This window comes from Sorangium sp. So ce176 (assembly GCF_051519835.1).
GTDB classification, from domain to species: domain Bacteria; phylum Myxococcota_A; class Polyangia; order Polyangiales; family Polyangiaceae; genus Sorangium; species Sorangium cellulosum_G.
The window spans coordinates 10025429-10051722 of record NZ_CP150371.1 but is presented as its reverse complement, the minus strand read 5'-3'; the positions used below and the strand labels follow the sequence as shown (position 1 = coordinate 10051722).

General features: G+C 73.5%; 21 protein-coding genes. 12 read left to right on the top strand and 9 right to left on the bottom strand.

What is annotated here, in order from left to right; translation table 11 throughout:
- The first annotated feature begins 106 nt into the window (after positions 1 to 106).
- Positions 107 to 1345: a choice-of-anchor L domain-containing protein gene (locus tag WMF42_RS38105; protein WP_437688095.1), complete on the top strand. Its 1239-nt coding sequence runs from the start codon at positions 107 to 109 to the stop codon at positions 1343 to 1345.
- Positions 1346 to 1383: 38 nt separating this feature from the next.
- Here WMF42_RS38105 and WMF42_RS38100 read toward each other — a convergent pair whose 3' ends face one another.
- Both WMF42_RS38100 and WMF42_RS38095 read right to left on the bottom strand, forming a co-directional pair.
- Complete coding sequence (locus WMF42_RS38100) at positions 1384 to 1821, bottom strand: hypothetical protein (RefSeq protein ID WP_155798787.1); 438 nt, start codon at positions 1819 to 1821, stop codon at positions 1384 to 1386.
- 533 nt (positions 1822 to 2354) lie between these two features.
- A complete protein-coding gene (locus tag WMF42_RS38095; RefSeq protein ID WP_434043511.1) occupies positions 2355 to 2732 on the bottom strand; it encodes a hypothetical protein in 378 nt (125 codons plus the stop codon).
- Between the two features lie 190 nt (positions 2733 to 2922).
- On the opposite strand from WMF42_RS38095, the gene WMF42_RS38090 reads away from it, so the two are divergent.
- From WMF42_RS38090 to WMF42_RS38075, 4 genes are all read left to right on the top strand, one after another.
- Positions 2923 to 4743, top strand: a complete 1821-nt coding sequence (locus WMF42_RS38090) for an ABC transporter ATP-binding protein (protein WP_437688093.1) — start codon at positions 2923 to 2925, stop codon at positions 4741 to 4743.
- Between the two features lie 586 nt (positions 4744 to 5329).
- Positions 5330 to 6682 (top strand): group II intron reverse transcriptase/maturase, encoded by a 1353-nt coding sequence (ltrA, locus tag WMF42_RS38085; protein ID WP_081426633.1) that lies wholly within the window; start codon positions 5330 to 5332, stop codon positions 6680 to 6682.
- Positions 6683 to 6804: 122 nt separating this feature from the next.
- On the top strand, positions 6805 to 7260 hold the full coding sequence (locus tag WMF42_RS38080) for a helix-turn-helix domain-containing protein (protein ID WP_061609376.1): 456 nt from the start codon (positions 6805 to 6807) through the stop codon (positions 7258 to 7260).
- Positions 7261 to 7533: 273 nt separating this feature from the next.
- Positions 7534 to 8805: a serine/threonine protein kinase gene (locus WMF42_RS38075; RefSeq protein ID WP_437688090.1), complete on the top strand. Its 1272-nt coding sequence runs from the start codon at positions 7534 to 7536 to the stop codon at positions 8803 to 8805.
- 296 nt (positions 8806 to 9101) lie between these two features.
- On the opposite strand, the gene orn is transcribed toward WMF42_RS38075, so the two are convergent.
- The gene (gene orn / locus WMF42_RS38070; RefSeq protein WP_061609374.1) at positions 9102 to 9665 is read right to left on the bottom strand and encodes an oligoribonuclease; all 564 of its coding nucleotides are present in this window, start codon (positions 9663 to 9665) and stop codon (positions 9102 to 9104) included.
- Positions 9666 to 9787: 122 nt separating this feature from the next.
- On the opposite strand from orn, the gene WMF42_RS38065 reads away from it, so the two are divergent.
- Positions 9788 to 11020, top strand: a complete 1233-nt coding sequence (locus WMF42_RS38065) for an acetyl-CoA C-acetyltransferase (protein ID WP_437688087.1) — start codon at positions 9788 to 9790, stop codon at positions 11018 to 11020.
- Entirely contained in the window at positions 11017 to 12153 is a 1137-nt protein-coding gene (locus WMF42_RS38060) for a cation diffusion facilitator family transporter (RefSeq protein WP_437688085.1), read from the top strand. Before WMF42_RS38065 ends, WMF42_RS38060 begins: the two co-directional genes overlap by 4 nt.
- A 51-nt stretch (positions 12154 to 12204) precedes the next feature.
- Here WMF42_RS38060 and WMF42_RS38055 read toward each other — a convergent pair whose 3' ends face one another.
- From WMF42_RS38055 to WMF42_RS38035, 5 genes are all read right to left on the bottom strand, one after another.
- A complete protein-coding gene (locus WMF42_RS38055) occupies positions 12205 to 13719 on the bottom strand; it encodes a glycine betaine ABC transporter substrate-binding protein (RefSeq protein ID WP_437688083.1) in 1515 nt (504 codons plus the stop codon).
- Positions 13716 to 14489 carry an ABC transporter ATP-binding protein gene (locus tag WMF42_RS38050; protein ID WP_061609371.1) on the bottom strand — a complete coding sequence of 258 codons (774 nt, stop codon included), beginning with the start codon at positions 14487 to 14489 and terminating at the stop codon, positions 13716 to 13718. The genes WMF42_RS38055 and WMF42_RS38050 overlap by 4 nt, the downstream gene beginning before the upstream one ends.
- Positions 14490 to 14555: 66 nt before the next feature.
- A complete protein-coding gene (locus tag WMF42_RS38045) occupies positions 14556 to 16103 on the bottom strand; it encodes a hypothetical protein (RefSeq protein WP_437688081.1) in 1548 nt (515 codons plus the stop codon).
- The gene (locus tag WMF42_RS38040) at positions 16100 to 16483 is read right to left on the bottom strand and encodes a hypothetical protein (RefSeq protein ID WP_061610678.1); all 384 of its coding nucleotides are present in this window, start codon (positions 16481 to 16483) and stop codon (positions 16100 to 16102) included. The genes WMF42_RS38045 and WMF42_RS38040 overlap by 4 nt, the downstream gene beginning before the upstream one ends.
- Entirely contained in the window at positions 16483 to 18948 is a 2466-nt protein-coding gene (locus tag WMF42_RS38035) for an Hsp70 family protein (protein WP_437688079.1), read from the bottom strand. The genes WMF42_RS38040 and WMF42_RS38035 overlap by 1 nt, the downstream gene beginning before the upstream one ends.
- A 177-nt stretch (positions 18949 to 19125) precedes the next feature.
- On the opposite strand from WMF42_RS38035, the gene WMF42_RS38030 reads away from it, so the two are divergent.
- A complete protein-coding gene (locus tag WMF42_RS38030; protein WP_437688077.1) occupies positions 19126 to 19950 on the top strand; it encodes a Uma2 family endonuclease in 825 nt (274 codons plus the stop codon).
- Positions 19951 to 19966: 16 nt separating this feature from the next.
- Here the strand turns inward: WMF42_RS38030 and WMF42_RS38025 are convergent, their stop codons facing one another.
- Positions 19967 to 21124 (bottom strand): CAP domain-containing protein, encoded by a 1158-nt coding sequence (locus WMF42_RS38025; RefSeq protein ID WP_437688075.1) that lies wholly within the window; start codon positions 21122 to 21124, stop codon positions 19967 to 19969.
- A gap of 147 nt (positions 21125 to 21271) precedes the next feature.
- Between WMF42_RS38025 and WMF42_RS38020 the strand changes: the two genes are divergently transcribed.
- The 4 genes from WMF42_RS38020 (at position 21272) to WMF42_RS38005 (ending at position 26291) form a co-directional block, all read left to right on the top strand.
- On the top strand, positions 21272 to 22744 hold the full coding sequence (locus WMF42_RS38020) for an MlaD family protein (RefSeq protein WP_061610682.1): 1473 nt from the start codon (positions 21272 to 21274) through the stop codon (positions 22742 to 22744).
- Between the two features lie 66 nt (positions 22745 to 22810).
- Positions 22811 to 24481 (top strand): multiheme c-type cytochrome, encoded by a 1671-nt coding sequence (locus WMF42_RS38015; protein ID WP_061610683.1) that lies wholly within the window; start codon positions 22811 to 22813, stop codon positions 24479 to 24481.
- 82 nt (positions 24482 to 24563) lie between these two features.
- Complete coding sequence (locus WMF42_RS38010; protein WP_437688071.1) at positions 24564 to 25475, top strand: alpha/beta fold hydrolase; 912 nt, start codon at positions 24564 to 24566, stop codon at positions 25473 to 25475.
- 225 nt (positions 25476 to 25700) lie between these two features.
- Positions 25701 to 26291, top strand: a complete 591-nt coding sequence (locus tag WMF42_RS38005) for an RNA polymerase sigma factor (RefSeq protein WP_437688069.1) — start codon at positions 25701 to 25703, stop codon at positions 26289 to 26291.
- The last annotated feature ends 3 nt before the right edge of the window (positions 26292 to 26294 follow it).

Here is a 26294-nt window from a genome sequence, read left to right as displayed (position 1 = left end):
GCCGCGGCCCGAGGGGCGGGCGAGCCCATCGGATGCGAGCGCGCCGCCTGCGCTCGCCCGGGGTCTACGCGCGGGCTCGCGGCGGGCCTCGTGGCAAAGTACAGGGATGATGGAACGACGGTTTTCTGTTCCCGGCGTCGGCGTCGCGGCGCTGGGGGCGCTCGTCGCCGCGTTCGGGTGCTCGGCGGTGGGGGGCGCGCCCGCGCAGGGCGGCGCGGGCGATGAGCGCGGCACGGCGTCCTCGGGGGCCGGCGGCGACGAAGAAGGCCCCGGCGGGCTCGATGCGCCGGGCGGGCCGGGGCTGGGCGGCGGCGGCGCTGGCCCCGTCGCCGACCCCCACGCGGACGGCGACGGCGACGGGTTCACGCCCGCCGGCGGCGACTGCAACGATGCGGATGAAAATGTGAACCCCGGCGCGATCGAGGTCGAGGTCACGGAGCCTGACGCGAGCGGCCAGGTGCCTGCGCCTGCGGACGAGGACTGCGACGGCGCGATCGACAACGTGGCGCCGCCCTGCGACGAGGGGCTCGCGCTGGAGGACTTCGATCCGATGAACGGGGCGAGGGCGATCGACCTCTGCGCTGTCGCGTCCCGCGAGGACGGGCGGTGGGGCGTGCTGTCCGCCAGGTACGTCCGCGGGGACGGCTCGCCGGCGGCGCGCTCGCCGGCGGTCGGGCTCTTCGACGGGTTCGGGCCGAACGTGCACGTGCAGGGCGGCGCGCGCCTTCTCGCGCTCTCGACAGGGCGCGCCCGCCTGCCGGACCACCCGGACGCCTGCTGGACGGAGAGCTGCTCGAGCTACGGCCCTGGCGCCGCGCCGCCCGGGTTCCCCCAGGACAACCCGGACTGTCCTCCTTCCGATTTCATCAACGACGATATCGGCCTGGAGGTCGTCCTGCGCGCGCCCCGGAACGCGACCGGCTACGAGTTCCTCTTCAAGTTCTATACGTACGAGTATCCGGAGTGGGTCTGCGAGGACTTCAACGATCAGTTCGTGGCGCTGGCCACGCCCGCGCCGCCGGGATCGTACAACGGCAACCTCTCGTTCGACGAGGAGGGCAGGCCGGTCAGCGTCAATATCGCGTTCTTCGATGTCTGCGACGGATGCCCGCGCGGCGCTGGCGAGCTCGCGGGGACGGGGTTCAGCCCGCGCCACGACGGCGGCACCCGGTGGCTGAAGACGAGGGCGCCGGTGCGCGGCGGCGAGGAGATCACGCTCCGGTTCATCCTCTTCGACACCGGCGATGATCGCTTCGACTCCACCGCGCTCATCGACGGGTTCCGCTGGATCGCGACCGGCGGCACGGTGAGCCTGGAGACCGCGCCCGTCGTCGCTCCGCATTGAGCTGGCCGCGTCGCGCTGGCCTCATCGCGCCCGCCGCGTCACTTGCAGGTCCGGCACGCGCCACCGCAATCCACGTCGAGCTCGCTCCCGTTCAGGATCCCGTCATTGCAGGAAGGCTCCTGACAGACACGCTCCCTGCACACGCCGGACGCGCAGTTCTCCCCGGCGAGGCACCCTTCGCCCGCGGGGCAGAGCGGGCACGACCGGGTGCCGCAGTCGACGCCGGTCTCGAAGCCGTTCGCCACGCCGTCCACGCACGTCGGCGCCTGGCAAGCCCCCAGGCGACATACGCCGTCCTTGCAGTCGAGTCCCGTCTCGCACGCAGCGCCGAGGCGGCAAGGCGCGCACGAACCGCCGCAGTCGGTGTCGGTCTCCCCCTCGTGATCATCCATGACGCCATTGCTGCAGTGCGGGGGAATACAGGCGTCTTCCGTGCAGGTCCAGCCCTCGGGGCACTCGTCGCAACTCCAGATCATGATGGCCCCGTTCTCCCCGCACGAAAGGAAAAGAGGCGCGGTCAGCCCCAATGCAATGACGCGTCGAAGCATGGTGCTCGCTCTTCTTTAGTAGTTGATGGTCTGGTGACGACGACAGTACATCATGCACGGCGGTCGAGGGCGCCGATCTGGCCGTTTGCGAGCGGATTTGTGGCATTCCGGATTGTCGTTCCAGATTGCCAAATAATCGACATGAGGAGATCCGCCCGGGGGAAGCGACGCCCGGAGATGCCTGGATCGGACGCGCGGAGAGCGCGGATCCGGAGATCCGACGCGCGGAGATCGGACGTGCAGAGTGGGGAGAGGGGAGGGAGTTCGTCGACGCGAGAGGCGCTGCGGCGCCGGCCGTTCTCTACGGATTCGACAGGAGCGCGCCGCGCGCCGCCAGCGCGCGCGGCCGACTGGGCCGCTCGGCGCGCCGTGGCGGGGAGGTGATGGCGAAGAGGGGGGCTGTGAGGGCGCCCTGGCGCCGCCGCGAGGCGGCGCGCGCGGCGCCCAGGCGCGCGCGCCGCTCAGGGGCGGGCGGCGGCGCGGCGCGCCGCGACGAAGGAGCGCACGCAGACGACGACGAAGCCCGCGGAGAGGACGGCCATCAGGGACTGCGCGATGACGGCCGCCGGCCGCTCCACGTCGCCGCCGGAGAGCAGCGCCGGCAGCTTCGACAGGCCGCGGGCCGAGCCGAGGACGCCGAGGACGCCGAGCAGCGCCGACGCGTGCATGGCGTGCATGCGGTACTTCTCCTGCCGCGCGACAAGGCCGAGCCCGATCGCGACGACCCCGAAGCCGGCCGGGATGAGCGCCGTCGGCGCGCTCGTCGCGGCGAAGCTGCCGACGCCGAGCGCCGTGAGCAGCGCGCCGTAGCCCAGGGTCACATTCGACATGCTCGACATGCAGAGCCTCCTTGTTTGAGCCCCCGGGATACCGCGGACGGCGCGCGCCCGCCACCGCGGCCTTTCCGCGCGCCCGCCACCGCGGCCTTTCCGCGCGCCCGCCACCGCGGCCCCGCGCCGCCGCGCCCGCGCTCGCGCTCGCCGGGGCCTCTGCGGGCGGAGCGCTGCGGCGTGGTTAGAATCCGCCCCCATGCTCGGCCTCTCCCGCCTGCGGGACAGCTTCGCCCACACCCCGCGGACGCTCAAGCTCGTCTGGCGCTCCTCGCGGGCGGCCAGCGTCGCGCTCGGCGCGCTCACGCTCGTGGCGGCGGCGCTGCCGCTCGGGGTGGCTTACGTGGGCAAGACGATCACGGACGCGGTCGTCGCCCGCGACGAGCGCGCGGCGCTCGTGTGGGTCTCGGTCGAGCTCGGCCTCGTGGCCGCGCTCGCGCTCGCCCAGCGCGGGCTCGCGCTGACGCGGCAGCTCCTCGGCGCGCGGCTCTCGATCGACATCCACGCGATGATCCTCGAGAAGGCGCTCTCGCTCGATCTGGCGCATTTCGAGGACTCCGAGTTCTACGATCAGCTCACCCGCGCGCGCCGCGAGGCGTCGTCGCGCCCCGCGTCGGTGGTGACCGAGAGCTTCTCGCTCGTGCAGAACCTCATCACGCTCGCGGGGTACGCCGCGATGCTCGTGGGGTTCAGCGCCCTCGCGGTGCTCGCGCTTTTGGTCGCGGCCATCCCCGCCACGGTCGCCGAGGCGCGCTTCTCGGGCGCGGCGTTCCGCCTCCGCAACTGGCGCTCTCCCGAGGCGCGCCGTCTCAACTACCTCGAGTACGTGCTCGCCAACGACGGCCACGCCAAGGAGGTGAAGCTCTTCGGGCTCGGGCCGATGTTCCTCGGGCGGTACAAGGCGCTGGCCGCGTCGTTTTACCGGGAGGACAGCGCCCTCGCGGTCCGCCGCGCCGGGTGGGCTTACGCCCTGTCGCTCCTCGGGACGGCCGCGTTCTACGGCTGTTATGGCGCGATGGCGCTCGGCGCCGCCGCCGGGCGCCTCTCGCTCGGCGAGATGGTGCTTTACGTCGCCGCGTTCCGGCAGGGCCAGCAGGCGTTCCAGGCCGTCCTCGCCGGCGTCGGCGGCATGTACGAGCACAACCTCTACATGTCGAACCTCTTTCAGTATCTGAGCATCCCCACCAGCGCGCCTCCCGCGCTCCCGGACGGCGCCGCGGCGCCCACGGACGGCGCGCCTGCGCTCGCGGACGGCGGCGCCGGCGAGCGGGGCGTGCGGTTCGAGGGCGTCGGCTACCGGTATCCTGGCCAGTCGCGCTGGGCGCTCCGGGATATCGATCTGCATATCCCGAGCGGGCAGAGCCTGGCGCTCGTCGGGCACAACGGCGCGGGCAAGACCACCTTCATCAAGCTGCTCACGCGGCTCTACGAGCCCACCGAGGGGCGCATCCTGCTCGACGGCAAGGATCTCCGCGCCTGGGATCTCGACGCGCTGCGCCGGAGGATCGGTGTCGTGTTTCAGGATTTCAACCAATACCAGCTCACGCTGCGCGAGAACGTGGGTCTCGGCAGCCTCGATCACCTCGCGGACGAGCCGCGCATCGCGCGCGCCGTCACGGAGGGGGGCGCGGAAGAGGTCGTGGCCGCGGCGCCGGGGGGCCTCGACGCGCAGCTCGGGCGCTGGTTCAAGGACGGCGTCGAGCTGAGCGGCGGGCAGTGGCAGAAGATCGCGCTCGCGCGCGCGTTCATGCGCGAGCAGGCCGACATCCTCGTGCTCGACGAGCCGACCGCGGCGCTCGACGCCGAGGCCGAGCACGCGGTCTTCCAGCGGTTCCGCTCGCTCTCCAGGGGCCGGACGACGATCGTCATCTCGCACCGCTTCCCCACCGTACGCATGGCCGACCGCATCCTCGTGCTCGATGGTGGACGGATCGTCGAGGAGGGAACCCACGACGATCTCGTGGCCCGCGGCCAGCGCTACGCCCGCATGTTCGCGCTGCAGGCCGAAGGATACCTGTAGAGCTCGAGCGGGCCCTCCCTGCTAGGCTCGCCGCATGGTGCGTCGTGACGAGGTCGAACTCGAGTCCCGCCTGCGGGGCGAGGGATCGGCCTCACGCTGCACATCTCCAGCGGGTGCGAGTCCCGCCCGGGTAAGCGCCGGAGCGCCCGGTAGCAGGCCCCAGGTTGGTGGGGGAGACCCCGCAGCCCGAGCGGGGCGTCGAGTGCCTCCACGGAGGGAGCAAGAACGCGGGCCGCAACATGAAGTGAAGCCTGCCGCCTCGACAGAGTCACAACGAGGGAGCCGAGCCGCGCATGCCACGGCGAAGGCCACGCCCGTCGCGCCGCAGTCCGGAGCAGAACGCGCGACGGGTCCCTCCGGGGTAGAGGGCGCAGCACGCGTTCAAGGAGAGGTGCGGAACACGGGAGGCCCGTCTGCGCCGCCGTCGTCACGGCAAGGTGGCTCGTATAAGCCGAAGGTGAAATCGAGCGCTGCGCAGCGGGAGTCCGAGGGGGCCGTAGTACCGTCGAGGGCCGCGACGAACAACGCGGCCGGAGGGAGAGGCCCCTGCGGTGGTCGCGTCGGTCGAGGAGGTAAGCACGAGGGCATGGCCGGCAGGACCGGTTCCAACCACCCCCGCGGGCGCGAGCCCGAGGACAAAGTGCGACAACTCCAACGCCGGCTGTGGGTCGCGGCCAAGCGGCATCCGGGGCGCCGGTTCCACGCGTTGTACGACCGCATCGCGAGGCGTGACGTCCTCGCGGAAGCGTGGAAGCGGGTGAAGCGGAACCGAGGTGCGGCGGGCGTCGATGCTCAGACGCTCGCCGACATCGAGCAGCACGGCGTGGAGCGCTTCCTCGAAGAGCTCGGCGCCGCGCTGCGAGCAGGCACGTACCGGCCGGCAGCGGTGCTGCGTCGGTACATCCCGAAGGCCGACGGAAAGAAGCGGCCGCTGGGCATCCCGACGATCCGGGACCGGGTGGTGCAGATGGCGGCGAAGCTGGTGCTGGAGCCGATCTTCGAGGCGGACTTTCGCCCGAGCTCGTACGGCTTCCGGCCTCGTCGCAGCGCGACGCAGGCGTTGGAGACCCTCCGCAAGCTGGGAGCTCGCGGAGGCAACCACGTCCTCGACGCGGACATCCGCGACTACTTCGGCAGCATCGACCACGGCAAGCTGATGAAGCTGGTCGAGCGACGCATCTCGGATCGGCGGGTGCTCAAGCTGCTGCGCCAGTGGCTCCAGTGCGGGGTGATGGACGAGGGGCGCGAGGTAGCGACGCTCTCGGGGACACCGCAGGGCGGCGTGATCTCGCCGCTTCTGTCGAACATCTTCCTGCACGTGCTCGATGCGGCGTGGGAGCGCCACGGTGCCCATCTGGGCACGCTGGTGCGCTACGCAGACGACTTCGTGATCATGTGCAGCACGAGGTCGGCGTGCGAGCAGGCCGAGAAGCGCGTGCGCGAGGTGCTCGCGCGGCTCGGGCTGGAGCTACACCCGGACAAGACGAGGCGGGTGGATCTCTCCTGGGGCAAGGAGGGCTTCGACTTCCTCGGCTGCCACCTGCGCAAGCGGTTGAGCGGACGGATCTGGGAGCAGTCACGCCGGCGCGTGTACTTGCTCCAGCGCTGGCCCTCTCAGCGCAGCATGAAGCGGGTGCGGCAGCGCGTGAAGGAGCTGACCGGTCGAGCCAGGAACGGGGTGAAGGACGTGCGGGTGCTGATCCGCGACCTGAACCCGGTGCTGCGCGGCTGGGGCAACTACTTCCGCACCGGGAATGCGGCGAACAAGTTCAACCAGGTCGACGACTACGTGCGGCGGCGGCTTTGCGGCTTCCTCGTGAAGCGCAAGGGGCGCAACCTGCGCGCGGGCGAGGTCGAGGGATGGACGAGCGACTTCTTCGTCGAAGGCCACGGGCTCCACCGCCTGCGCGGGACCGTGCAGTACCCGGAGGCTGCGTAATGCAGCGACCCGAGAGGCCACCGGCAAGCCGTGTGCGGGAAATCCGCACGCACGGTTTGAAAGGGGGTCTTGCCCTTCATCGCCAGGCTTCACGACCGGGCGGAAGAAAGTAGGATCTACCAATGCGCGACACGCTCCCCAAGGAGGTCGGCCAGGCGATCCACATCCTCCGGAAGCTTCGCGGGCTCAGCATGCAGGAGTTCGCCGAGAGGGCGCAGCTCTCGGCCACGTACCTGCGGCAGGTCGAGCGCGGCGAGCGGGATCTCGGCCTCGGCGCGCTCGGCCTCATCGCCCAGGGGCTCCAGTGCGATCCGCGCCTCCTGCTGCCCGGCGACGGCCGCAGCCCTGTCGCGTCGGTCGTGGCAGAGCTGTTCGACAAGGCCCAGGAGACGCTCCAGAACGCGATCCTCTTTCTGCTCATGGAGGCTGACGATTCGCCGAGGAAGCAAGCAATGCTCGCCCTGGCCAGCGAGGATCCCGAGCGCTCTCGCTCGGCGGCTCAGCCGCGATCGCGCCCGCCGGAGCGCGCCGCTTCAGGGCGCGTTACCCCGCCCTCGAGCCGTCGTTCCGGGAAGTGAGCGCGCCGTCTCGCGCGCTCCGCGATCCCGGTCCGCCCTGCCGACGGCTTCCGCGCGCCTGAGACGTCTGTTAGGCTCGCGTCAACCGATGTTCCCCGAGCCGTGTCCGGGGGTGTCATGGACTCGAACCTCGTGCCGGAGGTCCGACGCAGTGAGCAGAATCTTCTGGTCTGATTCAACATCGCGGCGCGCGTCCGCGCATCGATCCTGGTTCTTCCCCCGTACAGAAGCTGAAGCTGCTGTGTCCGGCGGGGGGGTTGCGTCGGGGGGCTCATGGTGATCCTGGGCCAGGAGTTCGCTGGCTACACCATCGTCGCCAGCCTCGACTCCCCCGCTCCGGCCGAGGCCTATCGCGCGCTCGACGCAGACGGCGGCGAGGTGACGCTTTATGTCCAGGAGGAGCTGGCGCTCGACCCCGCCGCGTTCCGCGGTGAGCTCGAGCGGCTCCTCTCGGCGTCTGCGTCGTTGCACGGCATCGTGCCTGTGCTCCGGGGCGGCATGGAGGGCAATGCGGGCTGGCTCGCCGCCCGGCCGAGCGATGATCCCTCGGTGGAGGATCTGCTGCCCCGGCTGCGCTCTGTCGCTTACGAGCTCGTCGTCGACGTCGCGCGGACGCTCGGCGCGGCGCACGCGCTGGGCCTGTCGCACGGGGACCTCGGCCCGCACACGGTGGTGGTCTCCGGCCAGGGGGCCGCCCTCGTCAGGGGGTTCGGGCTGCACCGGCTGTTCGGGGCGCCCGCGGACGCCATGGCGGACGCCGCGCGCTACAGGGCGCCGGAGCTCTTCGACGCGCGCGCGATCGATCCGCGGACGGACATCTACGGGCTCGGGATGCTGCTGTATTGCGTCCTCGCGGGCCGGCGGCCGTTCGAGGGGCGCGACGATCTCGACGTGTGCGCGCTGGACGAGGTGCCCCCGCCGATCGAGGGCGTGCCGCCCCAGGTCAACGAGGCGCTCGCGCGGGCGCTCGCGAAGGATCCCGACGCGCGCTTCCGGACGGTCCAGGAGCTCATGACCGCCGTGCGGCCGCTGCTCCTCGCCGACCCGGCGCCCCTCGCGGCGGGCGCCCCGCCGCCGCACGAGGCGCCGCCGGACACCGAGCGGAGCGCGCCCACCCCGACGTCGCGCAACACCCTGCCCACCGGGACCCTCCCCCCCGAGGCCATGCGGCACCCCGTGGTCCCGATCGTCGCCCCGCGCTGGCGTCGCGGCGCGCTGCGGGTCGGGGGGGCGCTGCTGATCCTCGGGCTGACGAGCGCCGCTGTCGCCGTATCCCTGAGCTCCTTCATTGCCCGGCGCGGGGCGCCGCCCCCGGCCCCGGCCGAGCCCTCATCGTACACAGGTAATTCAGACAACAATTACGGGCTGATCCCGCCGGCGCAATGCGACCCCGATGTCCCCGAGGCGGTGCGACCCGCCGCCGAGAGGCCGGTGCTGAGGTCCCGGGCGACGCGCCGCCCTGCGCCGGCCTCCTTGGCCACGAACCCGGCCGTGGACGCCGGTGGGCGCCCCCGGCAGCGGTGGTACGGCGACCAGCTCTTCTGAGGCCCCCGCAGGCTGCCCGAGGTAAGCTGGCAAACGACACCCCGGCGGATTGGGGCCGCCGGGGCGTCTGCATCACAGGCCTCGTGCCGGAGGCCTGGACGCATGGCCAGCCTACCAAAAGCATTCCGTCAATCGATCGAGTTTTCTCACGTTGTCGATAATTTTCTCCGGCGACAGGCAGCGCCGCCTCGCCCGTCGACGGGAGCGGGCGTCGCGCCCCGGGGCGCGCGGCGAGGCGCCGGGGGGCGAGCGAGCGGGGTGCTGCGGGCGCGAGGAGAGCGAGCGGCGCTCGCCGCTCAGCGGGGCTCGTTGCCCGGCAGCGGCTGGAACACGTTGGCGCGGTACCACCTGAGCTCCTCGATCGACTCACGGATGTCGTCGAGCGCGCGGTGGATCTCGCGCTTCTTCGGCGCAGAGCGCGTCGGGTACCAGCGGCGCACGAGCTCCTTCAGCGTGGAGACGTCCACGATGCGGTAGTGCAGGAAGGAGAGGAGACCCGGCATGTAGCGCTGCAGGAAGGCGCGGTCCTTCCAGACGGAGTTGCCGCACAGCACGGCCGTCCCCTCGTCGCAGTGCGCCTCGAGGAACGCGCGCGTCTCGGTCTCCGCGTCGCCGACCGAGAGCGTGGAGGCGCTGATGCGCGCGAGGAGCCCCGAGCGGGCGTGGAGATCGCGGACGAAGTCGCTCATCCCCGCGAGCACGTCCTCGGGCTGGTGGATGACGAGGCACGGCCCCTCGGCGACCACGGTCAGGTCGGGCTCCGTGACGATGGTCGCGATCTCCACGATCGCGCACGAGCTCTCATCGAGCCCTGTCATCTCCAGATCGACCCACACCATGCGCTGCGACCGGTCCGTCATCGGCGGCGAGCATAGCCGATCCGACGCGGTTCAGGTCCACCGGGACCTGTCGCGTGCAGGCTGCCCCGGGAACGGGTCGTGTGCTAAGCACGGGCCGGACGCCGGGGGCTCGGAGGCCTGTCATGCGAGATGTTTTCATCGTGGATGCCGTTCGCACGCCGCGCGGGCGAGGCAAGGCAGGCAAGGGAGCGCTCTCCGGCGTGCACCCCCAGGAGCTCCTCGCGCAGACGCTCAACCGGCTCGCCGAGAAGACAGGGATCCGCAAGGAAGACGTGGAGGACGTTGTCGTCGGGTGCGTGACCCAGGCGGGCGAGCAGGGCGCGTGCGTCGCGCGCACGTCCATCCTCGCGGCCGGCTGGCCGGACGACGTGACCGGCGTGACCGTCAACCGCTTCTGCGGCTCGGGCGCGCAGGCTGTCAATTTCGCGGCGATGGGGGTGATGTCGGGCCAGCAGGAGCTCGCCATCGGCGGCGGCGTCGAGAGCATGTCGCGCGTGCCGATGGGCTCGGACGGCGCGCCCCTCGACGGGAACAACCTCGCGCTCCGCGAGAAGCTCGCGATGGTGCCGCAGGGCATCTCGGCGGATCTCATCGCGACGATCGAGGGCTTCTCGCGCGAGGACGTCGACCGCTTCGCGCTCTCGAGCCAGCACAAGGCCGAGCGGGCCGCGCGCGAGGGGCGGTTCGCGAAGAGCCTCTTCACTGTCGTCGATCGCGACGGCAAGCCGCTGCTCGACAGGGACGAGCACCCGCGGGCCGGGGCGACGATGGAGGCGCTCGCGAAGCTGGAGCCGGCGTTCGGCGGCCTCGGGGCGACGCCGATGGGCCCCCGCGGCGAGACCGTCGACGAGCTCGCGCTCGTGCGGTACCCGCAGGTGAAGGCGATCCAGCACGTCCACACGGCGGGCAACTCGAGCGGCATCGTGGACGGGGCGGCCGTGGTGCTGCTCGCGTCGGGCGACTACGTGAAGGCGCACGGGCTCAAGCCGCGCGCGAAGATCCGCGCCGTCGCGACGGCCGGGGCAGAGCCGGTGATCATGCTGACGGCCCCGGCGCCCGCGTCGGAGCGCGCGCTCAGGAAGGCGGGGATGCAGGCGCGCGACATCGATCTCTGGGAGATCAACGAGGCGTTCGCGGCGGTGCCGCTGCAGACGGCGCGCAAGCTCGACGTCGATCTCGACCGCGTCAACGTGAACGGCGGCGCGATCGCGCTCGGGCACCCGCTCGGCGCGACAGGGGCCTGCCTGATCGGCACGGCGCTCGACGAGCTCGAGCGCGACGGCAAGGCGACCGCGCTGATCACGCTGTGCATCGGCGGAGGGATGGGCGTGGCGACCATCGTCGAGCGGGTGTGAGCCGCGCCGGCGCCGCGATGGGGGTGCCCGACGATCCCGGGAGCTCCGCTCACGAGCGCCCTCGCGGGCGCGGCGCGGGGCACGATCACGGGCACCGCCACGATCACGGGCATGACCATGATCACGGCGACGGGCGACATCAGGGCCACGGCGATGGGCGACGTCACGACCACGACCACGGTGACCCGCGGCATCACGATCACGACCACCGGGGCGCGCCGCTCCGCCGGCTGATCGCGGCCTTCGCGCTCACGACGTCGTTCCTGCTCGTCGAGGCGGCGGTCGGGTGGTGGTCGAAGAGCCTCGCCCTCCTCGCCGACGCGGGCCACATGCTCGCGGACGCCGCGGCGCTCGCGCTCGCGATCATCGCGCAGCGCATCGCGGCGCAGGCGCGGACGCGCGCGCGGACGTACGGCTTCCGCCGCGCCGAGGTGCTCGCGGCGTTCGCCAACGGCATCGCGCTGGCGCTGACGGCGACATGGATCTTCATCGAGGCGGCCCGCCGGTGGCGCGAGCCGCAGGAGGTGCACGCCGAGGCGCTGACGATCACCGCGGCCGTGGGGTTGATCGTGAACGTGGCCTCGGCGCTGCTGCTCTCGACCGGCGAGCACGGGCACAACATCAACACGCGGGCCGCGCTGGCCCACGTCCTGTCGGACGCGCTCGGATCGGTCGGGGCCATCCTCGCGGGCGTGCTCATCCTCGCGTTCGGCTGGACGCGGGCCGACCCGGTGATCAGCGCGGCCATCGGCGGGCTCGTGCTCTGGGGCGGCTGGCGGCTGGTGCGCGACACGTCGCGCGTGCTGATGGAGGGCAGCCCGATCGAGATCGACCTCGCCGACGTCGAGACAACGATCCGGAGCGTGCCCGGCGTGGTCGACTTCCACGATCTGCACGTCTGGTCGATCTCCGACGGCTTCAACGTGCTCACGGTGCACGTGGTGCTCGCCAAGGGGCACCACGGCACGGACGTGGCCGCGGCCGTGGCGCGGCGGCTGCGCGAGCAGCACGCGCTGACCCACTGCACGATCCAGCCCGAGCCCCTCCAGGAAGAGCACCTGGTGACGCTCAGGCGCCCCGGCGCCCGGTCGCCGCGCGACGGCGAGCCCGCGAGCAGCCGTCGCGACCCGTAGCGGGGCGCGACGGGCGCGCGCGGCCGGCCGGCCGGCGCGCGCACAGCCCCGTCAGAGCCCCCGCAGCAGCGTCTCCGCCGCCTCCGCGGGGGACTTCCCGCGCTCGTCGACGGCGACGTTGAGCTCCCGCATCCTCGCCGCGTCGATCTTGCCCTCGAGCCCCCGCAGCGCCTCGACCACCTCCGGGTGCTCCCGCGCGAGCCGCGCGCTCGCGAGGACGACGGCGTCGTAGGGCGGTATCGCCCGCCGGTCGTCCTCGAGCACGCGCAGGTCGAACGACACGATCCGCCCGTCCGTCGAGAACGCGCTGATGACGTCCACCTCGCCCGCCCGGACGGCCTCGTACATGAGCGAGGGGTCCATGCTGCGCTGCCGCGCGAACGCGATCCCGTACCGCTGCTCGACCGTCTTCCACTCGGCGCGCTGGAAGAACTCGTAGTCCCCGCCGATCGTCATGGATCGCGCCGCGGGCACGAGATCGCTGATGGTCCGCGCGCCGATCCGCTCGGCGAGGTCGCGCCGCAGCGCGAGCGCGTAGGTGTTCTCGAAGCCCAGCGCGGCGGCGACGACGATCCCGTGCTCCTCAAGCAGGTACCGCTTCACGCCCCGGAGCACCTCGCCCGGGTCCGCCGGCAGGTCGCTCCGCTTCATGACCGTCGCCCAGAGCGTCCCCGAGTAGTCGACGTACGCGTCGATCTGGCCCGTCCGCAGCGCGTCGAACGCCACCGTCGACCCCAGCGACTCCACCGTCTCGGTGGGCAGCCCGGTGTCGCGCTGGATCTTCCCCGCGAGGACGCGGCTCAGGATGTACTGCTCGGTGAAGGTCTTGGACCCGATGGCGATCTTCCGCGCGCTGCCCCCGAGCGCGCCCCGCGCGAAGCTCACCGCCGTGATCGCGTAGAGCAGGGCGAGCGCGAAGGCCGCCGCCGCGACGAGGCCCCGGCGCCGCCGGCGGAGCCCGACCTCCAGCGCCCTCACGGTGCCGTCCAGGAACAGCGCCAGCGCCGCCGCCGCCGCGCACCCGACGAGCACCGCCGCTGTGTTGCGCGTCTGCAGTCCGGTGAAGATGTAGTTGCCGAGGCTCTCCGCGCCGATGGGCGTCGAGAGCGTCGCGGTGCCCACCGTCCACACCGTGGCCGTCCTGATGCCGGCGACGATCACGGGCATGGCGAGCGGCAGCTCCACGCGCCGGAGCCGCTGGCCCGGCGTCATGCCGACGCCGTCGGCCGCCTCGATCAGGGCCGGATCGACGCTGGAGAGGCCCACAACGGTGTTCCGGAGGACCGGGAGCACGCTGTAGAGCACGAGCCCGATGAGCGCCGGCAGGTAGCCGATGCTCGCGGCGCCGATCGCGGCGAGCGCGGGCACCATGAACGCGAGCAGCGCCAGGCTGGGGACGGTCTGGATGACGCTCGCGACCGCCAGCACCGGCTGCTCGAGCCGGCGCGCGCGGGAGACCAGCACGCCGAGCGGCACGCTGACGCCCGCGCCGACGAGGAGCGCGACGAGCGTGAGCTCGAGGTGCGCGAGGAGGCGCCCGGGGAGGAGGGCGAGCTGCTCGTTCACGCGGCGCGCTCCCCCTCGGGGAGCAGCGCGTCGATGAGCCCCGCCTGCCGCTTCGGCGTCCCGATGAGCTGCGAGACGTACTCGTCCGCCGGCGCCGTCATGAGCTCCCGCGGCGTCCCGACCTGCGCGAGCCGGCCGCCCTGCATCACCGCGATGCGGTCGCCGAGCAGCAGGGCCTCGACCATGTCGTGGGTCACGAAGATCGCGGTCAGCCCGAGCCGGCGCCGGATCGCGAGGAACGACTGCTGGAGCCGGTCGCGCGTCAGCGGATCGAGCGCGCCGAACGGCTCGTCGAGGAGCATCACCCGGGGCTCGGCGGCGAGCGCGCGCGCGACGCCGACCCGCTGCTGCTGGCCGCCCGAGAGCTCCGCAGGCCGGCGATCGCGCACGGCCGCCGGGTCGAGCTCGCAGAGCTCGAGGAGCGCGTCGACCCGCGCCCGGATGCGCGCCGCGTCCCAGCCGAGCAGCGACGGCGTGACGCCGATGTTCTCCGCCACGGTGAGGTGCGGGAAGAGCCCGAGCCGCTGGAAGACGTAGCCGATGCGCCGGCGCAGCGCGTGCGGCGGCTCGTGGGTGACGTCCTGCCCGCCGATCCGGATCGCGCCCGACGTGGGCTCGATGAGGCGGTTCACCATCTTGAGCGTTGTCGTCTTGCCCGAGCCCGAGCCGCCGAGCAGGACGAGGAGCTCGCCCTCCTCGACGCGCAGCGAGACCTCGTCGACCGCGATCGTGTCGGCGTAGCGCTTCGTGACCTTGTCGAGCTCGATCATGCTGGCTCCTCGGGCGCGCCGCGGGGACCCGCGCGCGCCGTCATCGAGCGCGCGCGGCGCTCGTCGTCACACCCCGCACGCGACGTTGCCGCGCTGGAGCCCCGCCAGGCGCGCGTCCTCGAGCGCCTCGGCCTCGGCGAGGAGCCACCGGAACATCGCGTTCGCGATCGCCCGCTCCTTGCGGGTGTTGAACAGCCAGACGGCGGCGTGGCACACGTCGGCGTGGAGCTTGGGGAACACGAGGCGGCGGAACTCCGTGCCCACGAGCTCGGCGGCGGCCTCGTACTGCGCGCGGAGCGCCGTCCACTCGCGCCACTCCGACAGCGCCGGGAGCTCGCGCTTCTCGTCGACGCGGCGGCGCAGGGCGTCGCACGCGAGCTCCACCTCGGACAGGAGCTCGTCCCGGAGCCGCCGGCGCGTGCGGCCGATGGTCGCGCCGAGGTCGTCCCACTCCGCGCGCGGCACGCGGGCCGCGCGCAGCGCCGCCGCGAGGTCGTCCTCGACCGCGCGCGCGACCGGGCCGAGCGCCGCGTGCGCCCCCGAGGCGCCGAGCGACAGCGCCCGCTCGCGGAGCTCGGCCTGGGCGCGCGCGTCCTCGAGCGCCGCGTCCCACGCGCCGCCCAGCCGCCGGAGGTCGTCGCCCGAGACCTTGCCGCGCGGCCGGAGCAGCAGCGTCGCGTGGAGCAGCACCGCCCGGCTCCACAGGTCGCCGTCGGCGACCTTGGCCGCGCAGGGCTCGGGCGCCTCCGGCGCCGGGCGCGGCGCGCCGGCGCCCGCGGCCAGGGCGCGGCGCAGGAGCGGGAGCGTGGCGCGGCGGCGGGGCGCGATGAGCCAGCGGAGCCAGAGCCCGAGCGCCCCCGGCGCGGGCTCCTCGCCGACCAGCCGCGCGGCGACGGCGCCGAGCAGCGACAGCGCCCGGCCGCTGCCCGCGCACGCGTGCGCGATCACGGCCGCCCAGTCGCCGCGCGACGCCGCCTCGGCGGCGAGCCAGCCGGCGGCGACGCGGCGGGCCTCGCCAGGGCAGGCGCGCTCGTCCAGGCCGGCGACGCTGCCGAAGAGCGCCCGCGCGCCCTCCACGTCCCCGCGGTGCGCCGCGAGCATCGCGCCGGCGGCGATCCCCGCGCCGCGGAGCGGAACGACGCTCGCCGACGAGGGCGCGGGCCCGGCCCCCGCGGGCTCGCCGCCGCGCTCGATCCGCTCGCTGACCCAGGCCTCCACCGCGGCGTCCGGCTTCCGCGCGCGGCAGAGCGCCCACGCGGCCGCGAGCGCCGCGCCGCCGCGCCTGTCGGCGCGCCATGTCCAGTCCGACAGCCACGCGACGAAGTACGCGGCGCGCGGCAGCCCGAGCGGAATGAGCACGCGGCGCGCGACGAACCAGGGCGCGACGAGGAGCACGAGCGGCGCGAGCGGCAGCGCGCACCAGAGCTGACCCGCGGCAAGGCCGATGGCGAGGACGAACGCGGCCGGCACGAAGACGATGGTCACCGGGGTGCGCCAGCCGCCCGAGCCGAGCACGAGCTCGCGCCACGGCGCCTCGGGCGAGGCCTTCCGCGCGACCGCCACGCCGATCGCCCGCAGCACGACCGCGATGCACAGGGCGGCGCCCCAGCTCATCGCGACCCCCAGCCGAGCGCCGACAGCGCCTCGGGCCACGGCGCGCGCGGATCCTCTCCGGGCGGCTCCGGCGGCGGCAGGTCGCCGAGGTCGTCGTCGAGGTCGTCCTTCGGCGGCGGCCTCGGGTCGAGCCGCGCCCAGACCTCGTGCGCGAGGCGCCGCTCCGGGTCGCGCAGGGCCGCCATGGCCTGGCGCACCTTGTCGGCCGTGCGGACGCCGGGGCCGACCGGCGTCGCGTAGGCCGCGGCGCTCGCGAGCTTGAGCTCGAGCATCCCGAGCAGCTTCTGCCCCTCGCGCTCGACCTCCGCGCGGGTCGCGCTCGGGCGCAGGCCGAGCACGTAGAACGGGTTGTCGCGGATGCGGCCGAGCGCGTCGTCCATCACCGCACCCCCGACTCGTGGCCGAGCCTGCGCTTCTGCGCGTCGACGGGCAGGAGCCGCCAGATCTCCTCGGTGATCGCGCGGAGCGCCGTCGCGTCGCCGCGCTCCGCCGCGCCGCGCCCGTCGCGCACGAGCTTCTGCGCGCGGACCAGGTCCGACGCCTGGTGCGCCTCGGAGGCGGCCTCCTCGAACATCCACACCCACGCCTTCGGGTGCCGCTGGAACGCCGCGCTGCTCAGGTTGCGGACGAGGCGGAGCTGCCGCTGCAGCTCGACCTGGTTCTTCTCGGCGCGCGCCCGCGCCACCCCCTGCGCGGCCTCCTCGAGGAGCGCCTTCTCGGTGCCCGACCCGAGCTGCGAGATCCACACCGACGCGTTCGCGACGGCGGCCTGGGCCTCGGCCTCGAGCTCCGGCCAGCGCTTGTCGGACTCGGCCTGCTCGAGCAGCACGTCGAGCTCGAGCAGCGCGCGCCGCGCCTTCTGCCCGGCGTCGGCGTCGCCGCCGCGCGCGGCCGCCACGTCGCGCTCGACCTCGGCGAGCGCGCACTCGACGTAGGTCACCTTGCCGAGCGCGTGCGGCTCGTTCCTGCGCAGGGCGCCCTCGCGCACCGAGGCGAGCCGCTCGCGCATGGCGGCGAGCGAGGCGTCGAGCACCTCGGGCGCCGCCTCGGGGACGAGCAGGTGCGCGACGCCCTCGAACACGAGCCCCTGCGACGGGATCAGCGCGCGCGCCGAGAGGTGCCCGCCGCGGTCGAGCTCGAGCGTGAGCTCGATCGCCGCGCCCGCGGGCAGGGGCGCGGTGAGCCCGCTCCCGTCGATCTCCAGCGTCCCGACCACGCGGCAGAGGTGCGCGACGTCGAGCTCGCCCTGCACGATCGGGATCTTCAGCACGCACGCGCTCGAGCCCTTCGGGACGCTCTCCACGCTGTGGTGCACGAACGTCCGCCGGGCCGGCAGCGGCGCGCCGCGCTCGAAGTAGACCCGCACTGTGTTGTCCGCGAGCGCGACCCCGATCGTGCGCGACAGCGGCGGATCGCTGATGGTGAGCCCCTGGACGATGGTGATCGCCTGCGGGTGCACCGGCACCCGCGCGCCGCCGGCCGCGAGCGCCTCGACGCGGAAGACGTTCGGCCGTCGCGGGAGCAGGTCGACGGTGATCACGAACGCGCCCTCGGCGTCGAGCGGGGCCTCGGCGCTCGTCCAGCCGTCGCCCTCGCGCGCGAGCCGGATCCGCTCGGGCGCGGGCCCCGGCCCCTCCACGACGCGGCCCACGACGTGGGGCGTCAGATCGGACGACATCGCCGGGTACTGGAGCCAGAGCCGGCGGCCCTCTTCCTTGGCCCGCGCGCCCGCGGAGGAGGCCCGCGCGTCCAGGCCCGCCGTGGCCGCGTAGATCGCGGCCCCCTGCGCGACGAGGGTCATCGGGTCGAGCCCCTCGCCGAAGGGCGCGCCGAGCGCGTCGCTCACGCGCGCCCGGAGCGCCGGCATCACCGTCGGTCCGCCCACCAGCACGACGCGCGCGAGCTGCGACGCGACGAGGCCGTGCGCCGCGAGCAGCCGCCTGCAGACCTCGATCGAGCGGTCGATGATCGGCGCGCAGAGCGCCTCGAGCGTCGACCGCTGCAGGACCAGGTCGACGTCGACATGCGCGCCGTCCACCTCGAACGCCCCGGGGATCGCGAGCGCCGCCTCGTCGGCGCGGGTGAGCTCGATCTTGACCTCCTCGACGGCGAGCTTGAGCTTGCGGAGCGCGGCGGCGTGGCGCGGGTCGGCGCGGCTCACGGTGACGCCCTGGGCGCGCGCGGTCTCGGCGAGCGCCCAGTCGACGATGGCCCAGTCGAAGTCGCGCCCGCCGAGGAAGTTGTCGCCGTCGTGGCCGACGACGCGGAGCAGCCCGTCGCGCGTCTCGAGCAGCGACACGTCGAACGTCCCGCCGCCGAGGTCGTAGACGAGCCAGCTCCCCGTGGAGTCCTCGGCCGTCCAGCCGGCCGCGAGCGCCGAGGCCACCGGCTCCTGGATCAGCTCGACGCGCTCGAACCCCGCGCGCCGCGCCGCCTCCGAGGTCGCCGCGCTCTGGGGCAGCTCGAAGAGCGCGGGCACGGAGATCACCGCCGCGGCCGGCAGGGCGCCGAGGTGCTCGGCGACGTCGGCGCGCAGCGAGCGGAGCACCTCGGCGGCGAGCTCCTCGGGCTTCTTCGTCACCTTCGCCGCCGCGAACTCGATTTGCTGGGCGGTGCCCATGAGCCGCTTGAACTCCGCGCGGGTGTTCTGCGGATCGCTCTCGAGGAACCTCCGGGCGCGCGCGCCGACCGTGATCGTCCCGCGCGCGTCGATCCGCACAACGCTCGGGGTGAGCGTCGCGCCCTGGGAGTTCCTGACGAGGGTGACCTTCTCGCCGTCAAAGGCGGCCGCGGTCGAGTTCGTGGTGCCGAGGTCGATGCCGACGTAAAGCGGGCGTGCAGCCATCGCGTGCAAGGATACACGCGCGGAACGGCGGCCGCCCGGATGAGCCGCAGAAGTCCGTGCGGCGGTGAACAGCGGGCGATCGGCGAGCGCCGGGCGCCTGCTCGCCGTAAGCTTCGCGTCGACACGCCCTCGAGCCCAGGAGCTGACGGACCAGCGCGGCGCGAGTAGAATCAGGCCATGCGCTGTGCGACCCCGTGGCGTGTCGACCCCGACGATCCGCGCGCTCCGACCGCCGAGGTCTGGGAGCAGCTCACGCCCGCGCAGCGCCGTGAGCTCGTCGACAGCCTTCCGTCCGAGTTCCCTCTGGATGAGGCCTCGCCGCCCGAGGGCGATCCGCACTGGCACCCGGTGACCCGGGCGCGCACGACGCTCGAGCGCTGGTTCCGGCGCGCTGGCCGCCGCGTCTACGTCAGCGGCAACCTCGCCGTGTACTACCCGGGCGAGCGCGTCTTCTCGCCCGACGTCATCGCGGTGGTCGACGTGGAGACGCACGAGCGCGACCGGTGGGTCGTGTCGGACGAAGGCAGGGGCCTCGATGTCGCCCTCGAGGTGATCGTCCGCGGAAAGCGCAGGAAGGATCTCCAGCGCAACGTGGAGTGGTTCGCGAGGCTCGGTATCCCGGAGTACTTCGTGTACGACCGCACGCGCGGCTCGCTGCGCGGCTTTCGCCTGCCGTCCTCGGCGGCGAAGGTGTACGAGCCCGTCATCGCCCAGCGCGGCCACTACGCCTCGCGGGTGCTCGGGCTCGATCTCGTGATCGAGGACGGCAGGCTCCGCTTCTATGCGGGCGACGCCGCGATCCCCGATACGGACGAGCTCATCGACAAGCTGGGCGCCCTGGTCGACGCTGCGGAGCAGCGCGCGCAGGAGATCGAGTCGCGCCTCGACGAGGAGGCCCGCGCCCGCGAGGAGGAGGCCCGCGCCCGCGAGGAGGCCGAGCGCCGGCTCGCGGAGGCGATGGCGGAGCTCGAGCGGCTCCGGCGGGAGCGCGGCGGCGCCTGACGCCAGGCGCCCGCGATCACCCCGCGAGGAGCTGCGTCACCCAGACCCGCCCGCTCGCGTCGCGCACCACCGCGACGCCGGTCCTGCCGTAGCGCCGGTCGAGCAGGTTGCCCCTGTGCGACGGGCTCGCCCAGATCGCGCGGTGCGCGCCCTCGGTCGTGCTCGAGCTGGCCACGTTCTCTCCCGCGATCGTCGCCTTGTACCCGGCCGCGTTGAGGCGCACCGCCGGGTCGCCCGAGCCCACGTCGTGGCCCACCATCTTCGCCTTGATCATCTCCTCCGAGTGCGCCCGCGCCAGCGCGCTGAGCGCCGGGTCGCGCGCGAGCGCCGGCAGGCCCTCCGAGGCCCGCGCCGCGTTCATCATCCGCAGCAGCGCGTCCTCGTCGTCCTTCGCCCCCTTGGCGGCCTCCTCGCCGGGCGCCGTCGCGCGGACGTACCGGCCCGGCGGCGCGCTCCCGGCGAAGATCATCGCCTCCAGCACGGGCCGCGGCCCTGTCGACACAGTGGCCAGCACCTGCACCAGCCAGCTCCCGGGCTGGTCGACAGCGAAGCTCGAGCGGAGCCGCGCGCCCGACAGCGAGCTCAGCACCGCCCTGGGCGCGCCCCGCGGCCCCAGCAGCACCACCTTCACCGCTGTCGCGGGGACCCGCATCGTCCCCTCGAGCGTCACCCACTGCCCCACCCGCGCCGTTGTCGGCAGCGGCGACATGTCCGCGAGCGCGTCCACCCCGACCGTGGCCACGATCACCGTCCCGTCCGGCTTCTTCGCCTGGGCCACCCCACATCGCCTCACCCCGAGGGTGATCCATCCCGAGAGCCACCCGTCGAGCCGCGTCCCGATCTCCGCCGGATCGAGCCCCCGGCCCGAGATCGACCAGCCCCTCGGCCACGCGTGCGGCTCGCCGGCGGCGCGCAGGGTGAAGGCGAGCTCGTCGGGAGGCATGAAGTCCCCGCCCTGGAGCTGCCGCTCGACGTTGCGCCGGGCGACGGCGGCGAGCGCCGCGTCCGCGCTCCCGCAGCGCGCCGCGAGCGCGGTGATCTCCGGCGCGCTCGCCGCGCCCGGCTGCGGCGAGCGCGTCGTCGCCGCCCACGTGAGCGCAGGCGGCTCCGCTGCCGCGGCCCCGGCGAAGGTGAGCGCCGCGCCGAACACCAGAGTGGCCCACCACGACCGCATGCGCCTCGGCTAGCAGGTTTTTCGAGCCGGCGCCCGCCCGCGACCGACCCCTGGTCGCGCGGTGTGCGCCTCCCCGCATCCCCTCCGCGCCGGAGAGAAAGCCGCGCGGTCCCGCGGTCGGCTCGTGCTACCGTGGCGTCGCGCAGGATGGCTGAGGTCTCCAAGGCCGCGAAGGTCGGCGTCATGACGATCGTGCTCGCAGGCGCGGCCTACGGCGGCTACCGCTTCGTCTCGCGCGACGTGGGCGGCGGGAACGGCTACCGGGTCTGGGCCACGCTGCCGGACGCGATCGGCGTCTCCCCGCAGTCGCGGGTGATGATCTCGGGCATCCAGGTCGGCGTCGTCGACAAGATCTCGCTCTACAACGGCCAGGCGCGCATCGACATCAAGATGAGCCCCGACGTCCCGCTCTACGAGGACGCGGCGGTCGGCAAGCGCGCCACGAGCCTCATCGGCGAGTCGTTCGTCGTGCTCGCGCCCGGCACCGAGGGCAAGCCGCGGATCCCTGACGAGGGGAGGATCCAGTACTACATCGACGAGCCGACCATCCAGTCGATGCAGGGGCAGGTCGCCGAGATCCTGAAGGACGTCAAGACCGTCACCGAGACGCTGAAGAACACCGTCGGCTCCGAGGGCGGGCAGGAGCGGCTCGCGCAGATCCTCGACAACCTCGCGGACGTCACCGAGCAGATGAACGCGACCGTGCGCGAGAACCGCGCGGGCGTCACGCAGACGATCAACAACATCAACCAGATCACGGGCGAGTCGGGCCCGCGCCTGCGGGAGATCCTGCGCAACGTCGAGCAGGTGAGCCGCGACATCCGCATGATGACCGCCGCTGCCGAGGTGCCCGGCCGGGACGGGCAGCCCGGGGAGCTGCGCAGCGCCGCGGAGCGCGTGGGCCGCGCGACCGAGAGCCTCGAGTCGGCGCTGAAGCACGTGGACAGCGTCGCCGCGCGCATCGACCGCGGGGAGGGGACGCTCGGCCGCATCACCAAGGACGAGACGCTGATCAACGAGGTCGAGACGGTCGTCGAGGACGTCGGCGAGCTCGTCGGGGGGATCAGCCGGTTTCAAACCGTCGTCGGGCTGCGGACCGACTACAACTTCCTCGCGAACACCATCAAGAGCTACGTCGAGCTCAGGCTCCAGCCGACGGAGGACAAGTACTACGTCGTCGAGCTGGTGAACGACCCGCGCGGCAAGACGGACTTCCAGCAGATCGACGTCGACACGACCAACCCGAACGACCCCGCGCACTACCGGGAAGTCCGCACGATCACGACGAACGCCTTCCGCTTCTCGTTCCAGTTCGCGAAGCGGATGGGCCCGTTCACGGGCCGGTTCGGCATCAAGGAGTCGACGGGCGGCCTCGGCCTCGATCTCCACCTGCTCGACGACAGGTTCGAGCTCCGTCAGGACCTCTTCGGCTTCGGCGAGGAGCTGTCGCCGCGCTGGCGGGTCGCGCTCGCGTACGAGTTCATCCGCAAGCTGTGGCTGCTCGGCGGCATGGACGACATCCTGAACACCGATCGCCGGGATTACTTCATCGGCCTGCAGCTCCGGTTCAACGACGCCGACCTGAAGACGGTCCTGCCGTTCGCTCCGTCGAGCTTCTGACCGCGCTCCTGGCCCTCCGGCGCGGCCCCCGGCGGTTCACGCGGGCGCGTGTGCTATAGCGCGGGCATGAAGCGCTCGCTTCTTGGCGGGGTGCGTCGGGGATACGCGCTCTTGATTCCTTTTCTCGCGATCGCCGCGGCTGCGGGCGTCGCGGCATGCCAGGGGTGCAAGGTCCCGTCGACGGGCGCCGTGAGCGCGGACGCGGACACGGAGCCGGCCGCGACGACGCCGACGGTGCGGCTCTACGTGCTCAGCACCGTCGCCGGCGCGCTGGAGCCGTGCGGGTGCACGAAGGACCAGCTCGGGGGCATCGATCACCTCGCCGCCCTCATCGAGAGCCAGCGCGACGAGGCGCCGAACCGGCTCGTGGTCGGCGCGGGGCCGCTGCTCTTCACCGACCCCGAGGTGAAGCCGGAGCGCTCGTCGCAGGACGCCTGGAAGGCCGAGGCGATGGCGCTGGCGGCGAAGGAGATCGGGCTGGCCGCGTGGGCGCCCGGCGAGAACGACTGGGCGCTCGGCGCGGACTCGCTCGCGAAGTACCAGGAGCAGGCCGGGGCGGCGGTGCTCGGCAAGAACCTCGGGGGCGCGAAGGGCGTCCAGGGCGTCGTCGTGCGCGACGTCGCCGGCGTGAAGGTGGGCCTCGTCGGCGTGAGCGACCCGAAGGGCCGCACCGGCGCCTACCCCGAGGGCCTCCAGGCCGGCCCGGCGATCGAGGCGATGAAGGCGGGCATCGAGGAGGCGAAGAAGCAGGGCGCGCGGGTGTTCGTCGGGCTCGCGGCCTTGCCGAGGGGCGAGGCGCTCCGGCTCGCGGACAGCGTGCCGGAGCTGCACGTGCTGGTGCTGGGCAAGCCCAGCGAGCGCGGCGACGGCAACGACGGCCAGAAGCCGCCGGTGATGATCGGGTCGACGCTTGTCGTGGAGACGCCGAACCACCTGCAGTCCGTGGCGGTCGTGGATCTCTTCCTCCGCGGCGGCGGCGACGGCCCGCTCGTGTTCGCCGACGCGGGCGGCGTCGCGAAGGCCGAGGAGCTCATCAGCCTGTCGGCGCGGATCCGGGAGCTCGAGATCCGCCTCAACGGTTGGGAGGGCGACAAGCGGGTCTCGGCGAAGGACGTCGCCGATCGGAAGGCCGATCTGGAGAAGCTCCGGGTCGAGAAGGCGAAGCTCGAGGCGGCGGAGACGAAGGTGACCGGCAGCTTCTTCCGCTACAACCTCGTGGAGGTGCGCGAGAAGCTCGGCGCCGACAAGGACGTCGCCGGGCAGCTCCTCGCCTATTACAAGCGGGTCAACGCCCACAACAAGGAGGCCTTCGCGGACCGCGTCCCCGAGCCTGCGCCGAAGGGCGAGGCCAGCTACATCGGCATCGACGCCTGCACGAACTGCCACGACGAGGAGCGCAAGGTCTTCGACGGCACCGCGCACGCGCGGGCGTACGCGACGCTGCAGCAGGACTTCAAGGAGTTCAACCTCGACTGCGTGAGCTGTCACGTGACCGGCTACGGCAAGCCGGGCGGCTCCACGGTGACGCACAACGCCGCCCTGCAGAACGTGCAGTGCGAGGAGTGCCACGGCCCGGGCTCGCTGCACGCGAAGGACCCCGAGAAGAAGGGGCTCATCGTGCTCTCGCCGCCGCCCGAGAGCTGCGTCACGCAGTGTCACCACCCGCCGCACGTCGAGGGGTTCGAGCCCATCGCCAAGATGCAGCTCATCCTCGGGCCCGGGCACGGCCGAGACTGACGGTGGGGGCGCCGCGCGGCGGTGTCCGCGCGGGCTGCTGCGGCATTTCCGCGGCGTATCGATCGCGCTACGGAGGGCCCCTGTGACGAACGTGCACGCCGTCGTCTCCCGCCTGGGCCCGGCCGAGCGCGCGATCCTCGCGGAGCTCGCCGCGGGCGCGCCGCCCATCACCGTGCACCGCCGCGCCGCGCTGAGCGCGACGCTGCGCACCCTGGAGGGCGGCAGCGGCCCGCCGGTGGTCCTCCTGCACGGCCGCGGGAACGCCGCGACGACGTGGTTCCCGCTGCTCCCCGAGCTCGCGCGGCGCCACCGCGTCATCGCGCTGGATCTGCCGGGCTTCGGTCACGCGTCGTCGCCCCCCTTCGCGGGCGGGGGGTTCGAGGACGGCCTCCGCTTCTTCACCGATCCGGTGGAGGAGCTCCTGCTCGAGATGGACCTCGGCGACGCCGCGCTCGTCGGCCACTCCCTCGGCGGGCTGGTCGCGGTGGAGATCGCGCTCCGCAGGCGCGCGCGCCCGCGGAAGCTCGCGCTCCTCGGCGCGATGGGGGTCGGGCCCGTCATGACCGCCCGGAGCCGCGCCTACTTCCGCGCCCCGCCGGAGCGCCTGGTCCGGGTGCTCGGCGCCGCGCTCTTCCGCCGCCTCCACCCGCCGCCGCCCACCCCGCTCGGCGAGCGCCTCGGCGCCCTGCACCGGGAGCTCTACGCCGTGCCCGACGGCCGGGCCGCGCCCGTCGCCGCGTTCAACGCGCTGTTCCCCGCCTTCGGCCCGGTCCCGCACCGCCTGGCGCGGCTCGGCGAGATCGACGCCGAGACGCTGGTGCTCTGGGGCGAGCGCGACGGCGTGTTCCCGGCGCCGATCGGCATCGCCGCGGCCGCCGCGATCCCGCGCGCCGCGCTGCGCGTCGTGCCGCTCGGGCACGCACCCCACCTGGAGGACCCGGCGCTCGTCCTCCCGGAGCTCACGGCGTTCCTCGCGCCGTCGGCGGAGCCGTGAGCGCCGCAGCCGGCGCCCCCACCGCGGCAGCAAGCCGCGCCGCCGCCAGGGCCGCCGGCGTCGCCGCCGCGGCGGCCGTCGAGTCACCTTGTCCTACCTCGGCAGACATGGGTCGGATACGTCCTGCTGAGCCCTCCGGCGCGCCATGATTCCCGGGGCGCGATCTCACGCCGCGCCGGCGCGTGAAATTTCGGGGAGGGCTCGCGCGAACTGTCTGGGTTCACCATGATCCCAGCCACCACGCCGCGGTCTCCCCAGGCGCCCGACGGGCTGCCGGCGGCGTCGCTCGTGACGGCGTCGTTCGACGACACCGCCGCCCTGCGGTCGGTGGTTCGCGCGGCGATCGCCTGCGTGCTCGGTGAGCGGGCCGATCACCCCGACGTCGAGGACTGCACCCACGAGGCGCTCGCGCGGGCCCTCGAGGGGCGCAGCCGCCTCCGCGACGGCGAGCCGCTGCGCCCCTGGGTGCTCGGGATCGCCCGTCACGTGGCGCTGGACGTGCTGCGCCGGCGCCGCCGCACGCGGCGCGCCGAGGCGCCGCCGGCGGAGGACCCCGAGGAGCGGGGCGAGCTCCTCGAGTCGGTGGAGGACCCGGCGCCCGGGCCGGAGGAGCGCGCCGCCCAGACCGAGCGCGCCCGCCGGATCGACATCGCCCTGCAGAGGCTGCCGGAGCCGCAGCGCCGCGCGCTCCTGGCCTTCCATGTCGAAGGGCTCAACTACCAGCAGATATCGCGCCGGCTCGACATCCCGCTCGGGACGGTGGCGACGTGGATCGCGCGGGGCAGGCGCTGCCTGGCCGAGGCGCTCGGAGAGTGATCG

What these genes read in the sequence shown, in the direction of transcription:
- WMF42_RS38105 (WP_437688095.1), top strand. Translation starts at nt 107, where the DNA reads ATGATGGAACGACGGTTTTCTGTTCCCGGCGTCGGCGTCGCGGCGCTG.
- WMF42_RS38100 (WP_155798787.1), bottom strand. Translation starts at nt 1,821, where the DNA reads ATGATCTGGAGTTGCGACGAGTGCCCCGAGGGCTGGACCTGCACGGAA.
- WMF42_RS38095 (WP_434043511.1), bottom strand. Translation starts at nt 2,732, where the DNA reads ATGTCGAGCATGTCGAATGTGACCCTGGGCTACGGCGCGCTGCTCACG.
- WMF42_RS38090 (WP_437688093.1), top strand. Translation starts at nt 2,923, where the DNA reads ATGCTCGGCCTCTCCCGCCTGCGGGACAGCTTCGCCCACACCCCGCGG.
- ltrA (WP_081426633.1), top strand. Translation starts at nt 5,330, where the DNA reads ATGGCCGGCAGGACCGGTTCCAACCACCCCCGCGGGCGCGAGCCCGAG.
- WMF42_RS38080 (WP_061609376.1), top strand. Translation starts at nt 6,805, where the DNA reads ATGCGCGACACGCTCCCCAAGGAGGTCGGCCAGGCGATCCACATCCTC.
- WMF42_RS38075 (WP_437688090.1), top strand. Translation starts at nt 7,534, where the DNA reads ATGGTGATCCTGGGCCAGGAGTTCGCTGGCTACACCATCGTCGCCAGC.
- orn (WP_061609374.1), bottom strand. Translation starts at nt 9,665, where the DNA reads ATGACGGACCGGTCGCAGCGCATGGTGTGGGTCGATCTGGAGATGACA.
- WMF42_RS38065 (WP_437688087.1), top strand. Translation starts at nt 9,788, where the DNA reads ATGCGAGATGTTTTCATCGTGGATGCCGTTCGCACGCCGCGCGGGCGA.
- WMF42_RS38050 (WP_061609371.1), bottom strand. Translation starts at nt 14,489, where the DNA reads ATGATCGAGCTCGACAAGGTCACGAAGCGCTACGCCGACACGATCGCG.
- WMF42_RS38045 (WP_437688081.1), bottom strand. Translation starts at nt 16,103, where the DNA reads ATGAGCTGGGGCGCCGCCCTGTGCATCGCGGTCGTGCTGCGGGCGATC.
- WMF42_RS38040 (WP_061610678.1), bottom strand. Translation starts at nt 16,483, where the DNA reads ATGGACGACGCGCTCGGCCGCATCCGCGACAACCCGTTCTACGTGCTC.
- WMF42_RS38035 (WP_437688079.1), bottom strand. Translation starts at nt 18,948, where the DNA reads ATGGCTGCACGCCCGCTTTACGTCGGCATCGACCTCGGCACCACGAAC.
- WMF42_RS38030 (WP_437688077.1), top strand. Translation starts at nt 19,126, where the DNA reads ATGCGCTGTGCGACCCCGTGGCGTGTCGACCCCGACGATCCGCGCGCT.
- WMF42_RS38025 (WP_437688075.1), bottom strand. Translation starts at nt 21,124, where the DNA reads ATGCGGTCGTGGTGGGCCACTCTGGTGTTCGGCGCGGCGCTCACCTTC.
- WMF42_RS38020 (WP_061610682.1), top strand. Translation starts at nt 21,272, where the DNA reads ATGGCTGAGGTCTCCAAGGCCGCGAAGGTCGGCGTCATGACGATCGTG.
- WMF42_RS38015 (WP_061610683.1), top strand. Translation starts at nt 22,811, where the DNA reads ATGAAGCGCTCGCTTCTTGGCGGGGTGCGTCGGGGATACGCGCTCTTG.
- WMF42_RS38005 (WP_437688069.1), top strand. Translation starts at nt 25,701, where the DNA reads ATGATCCCAGCCACCACGCCGCGGTCTCCCCAGGCGCCCGACGGGCTG.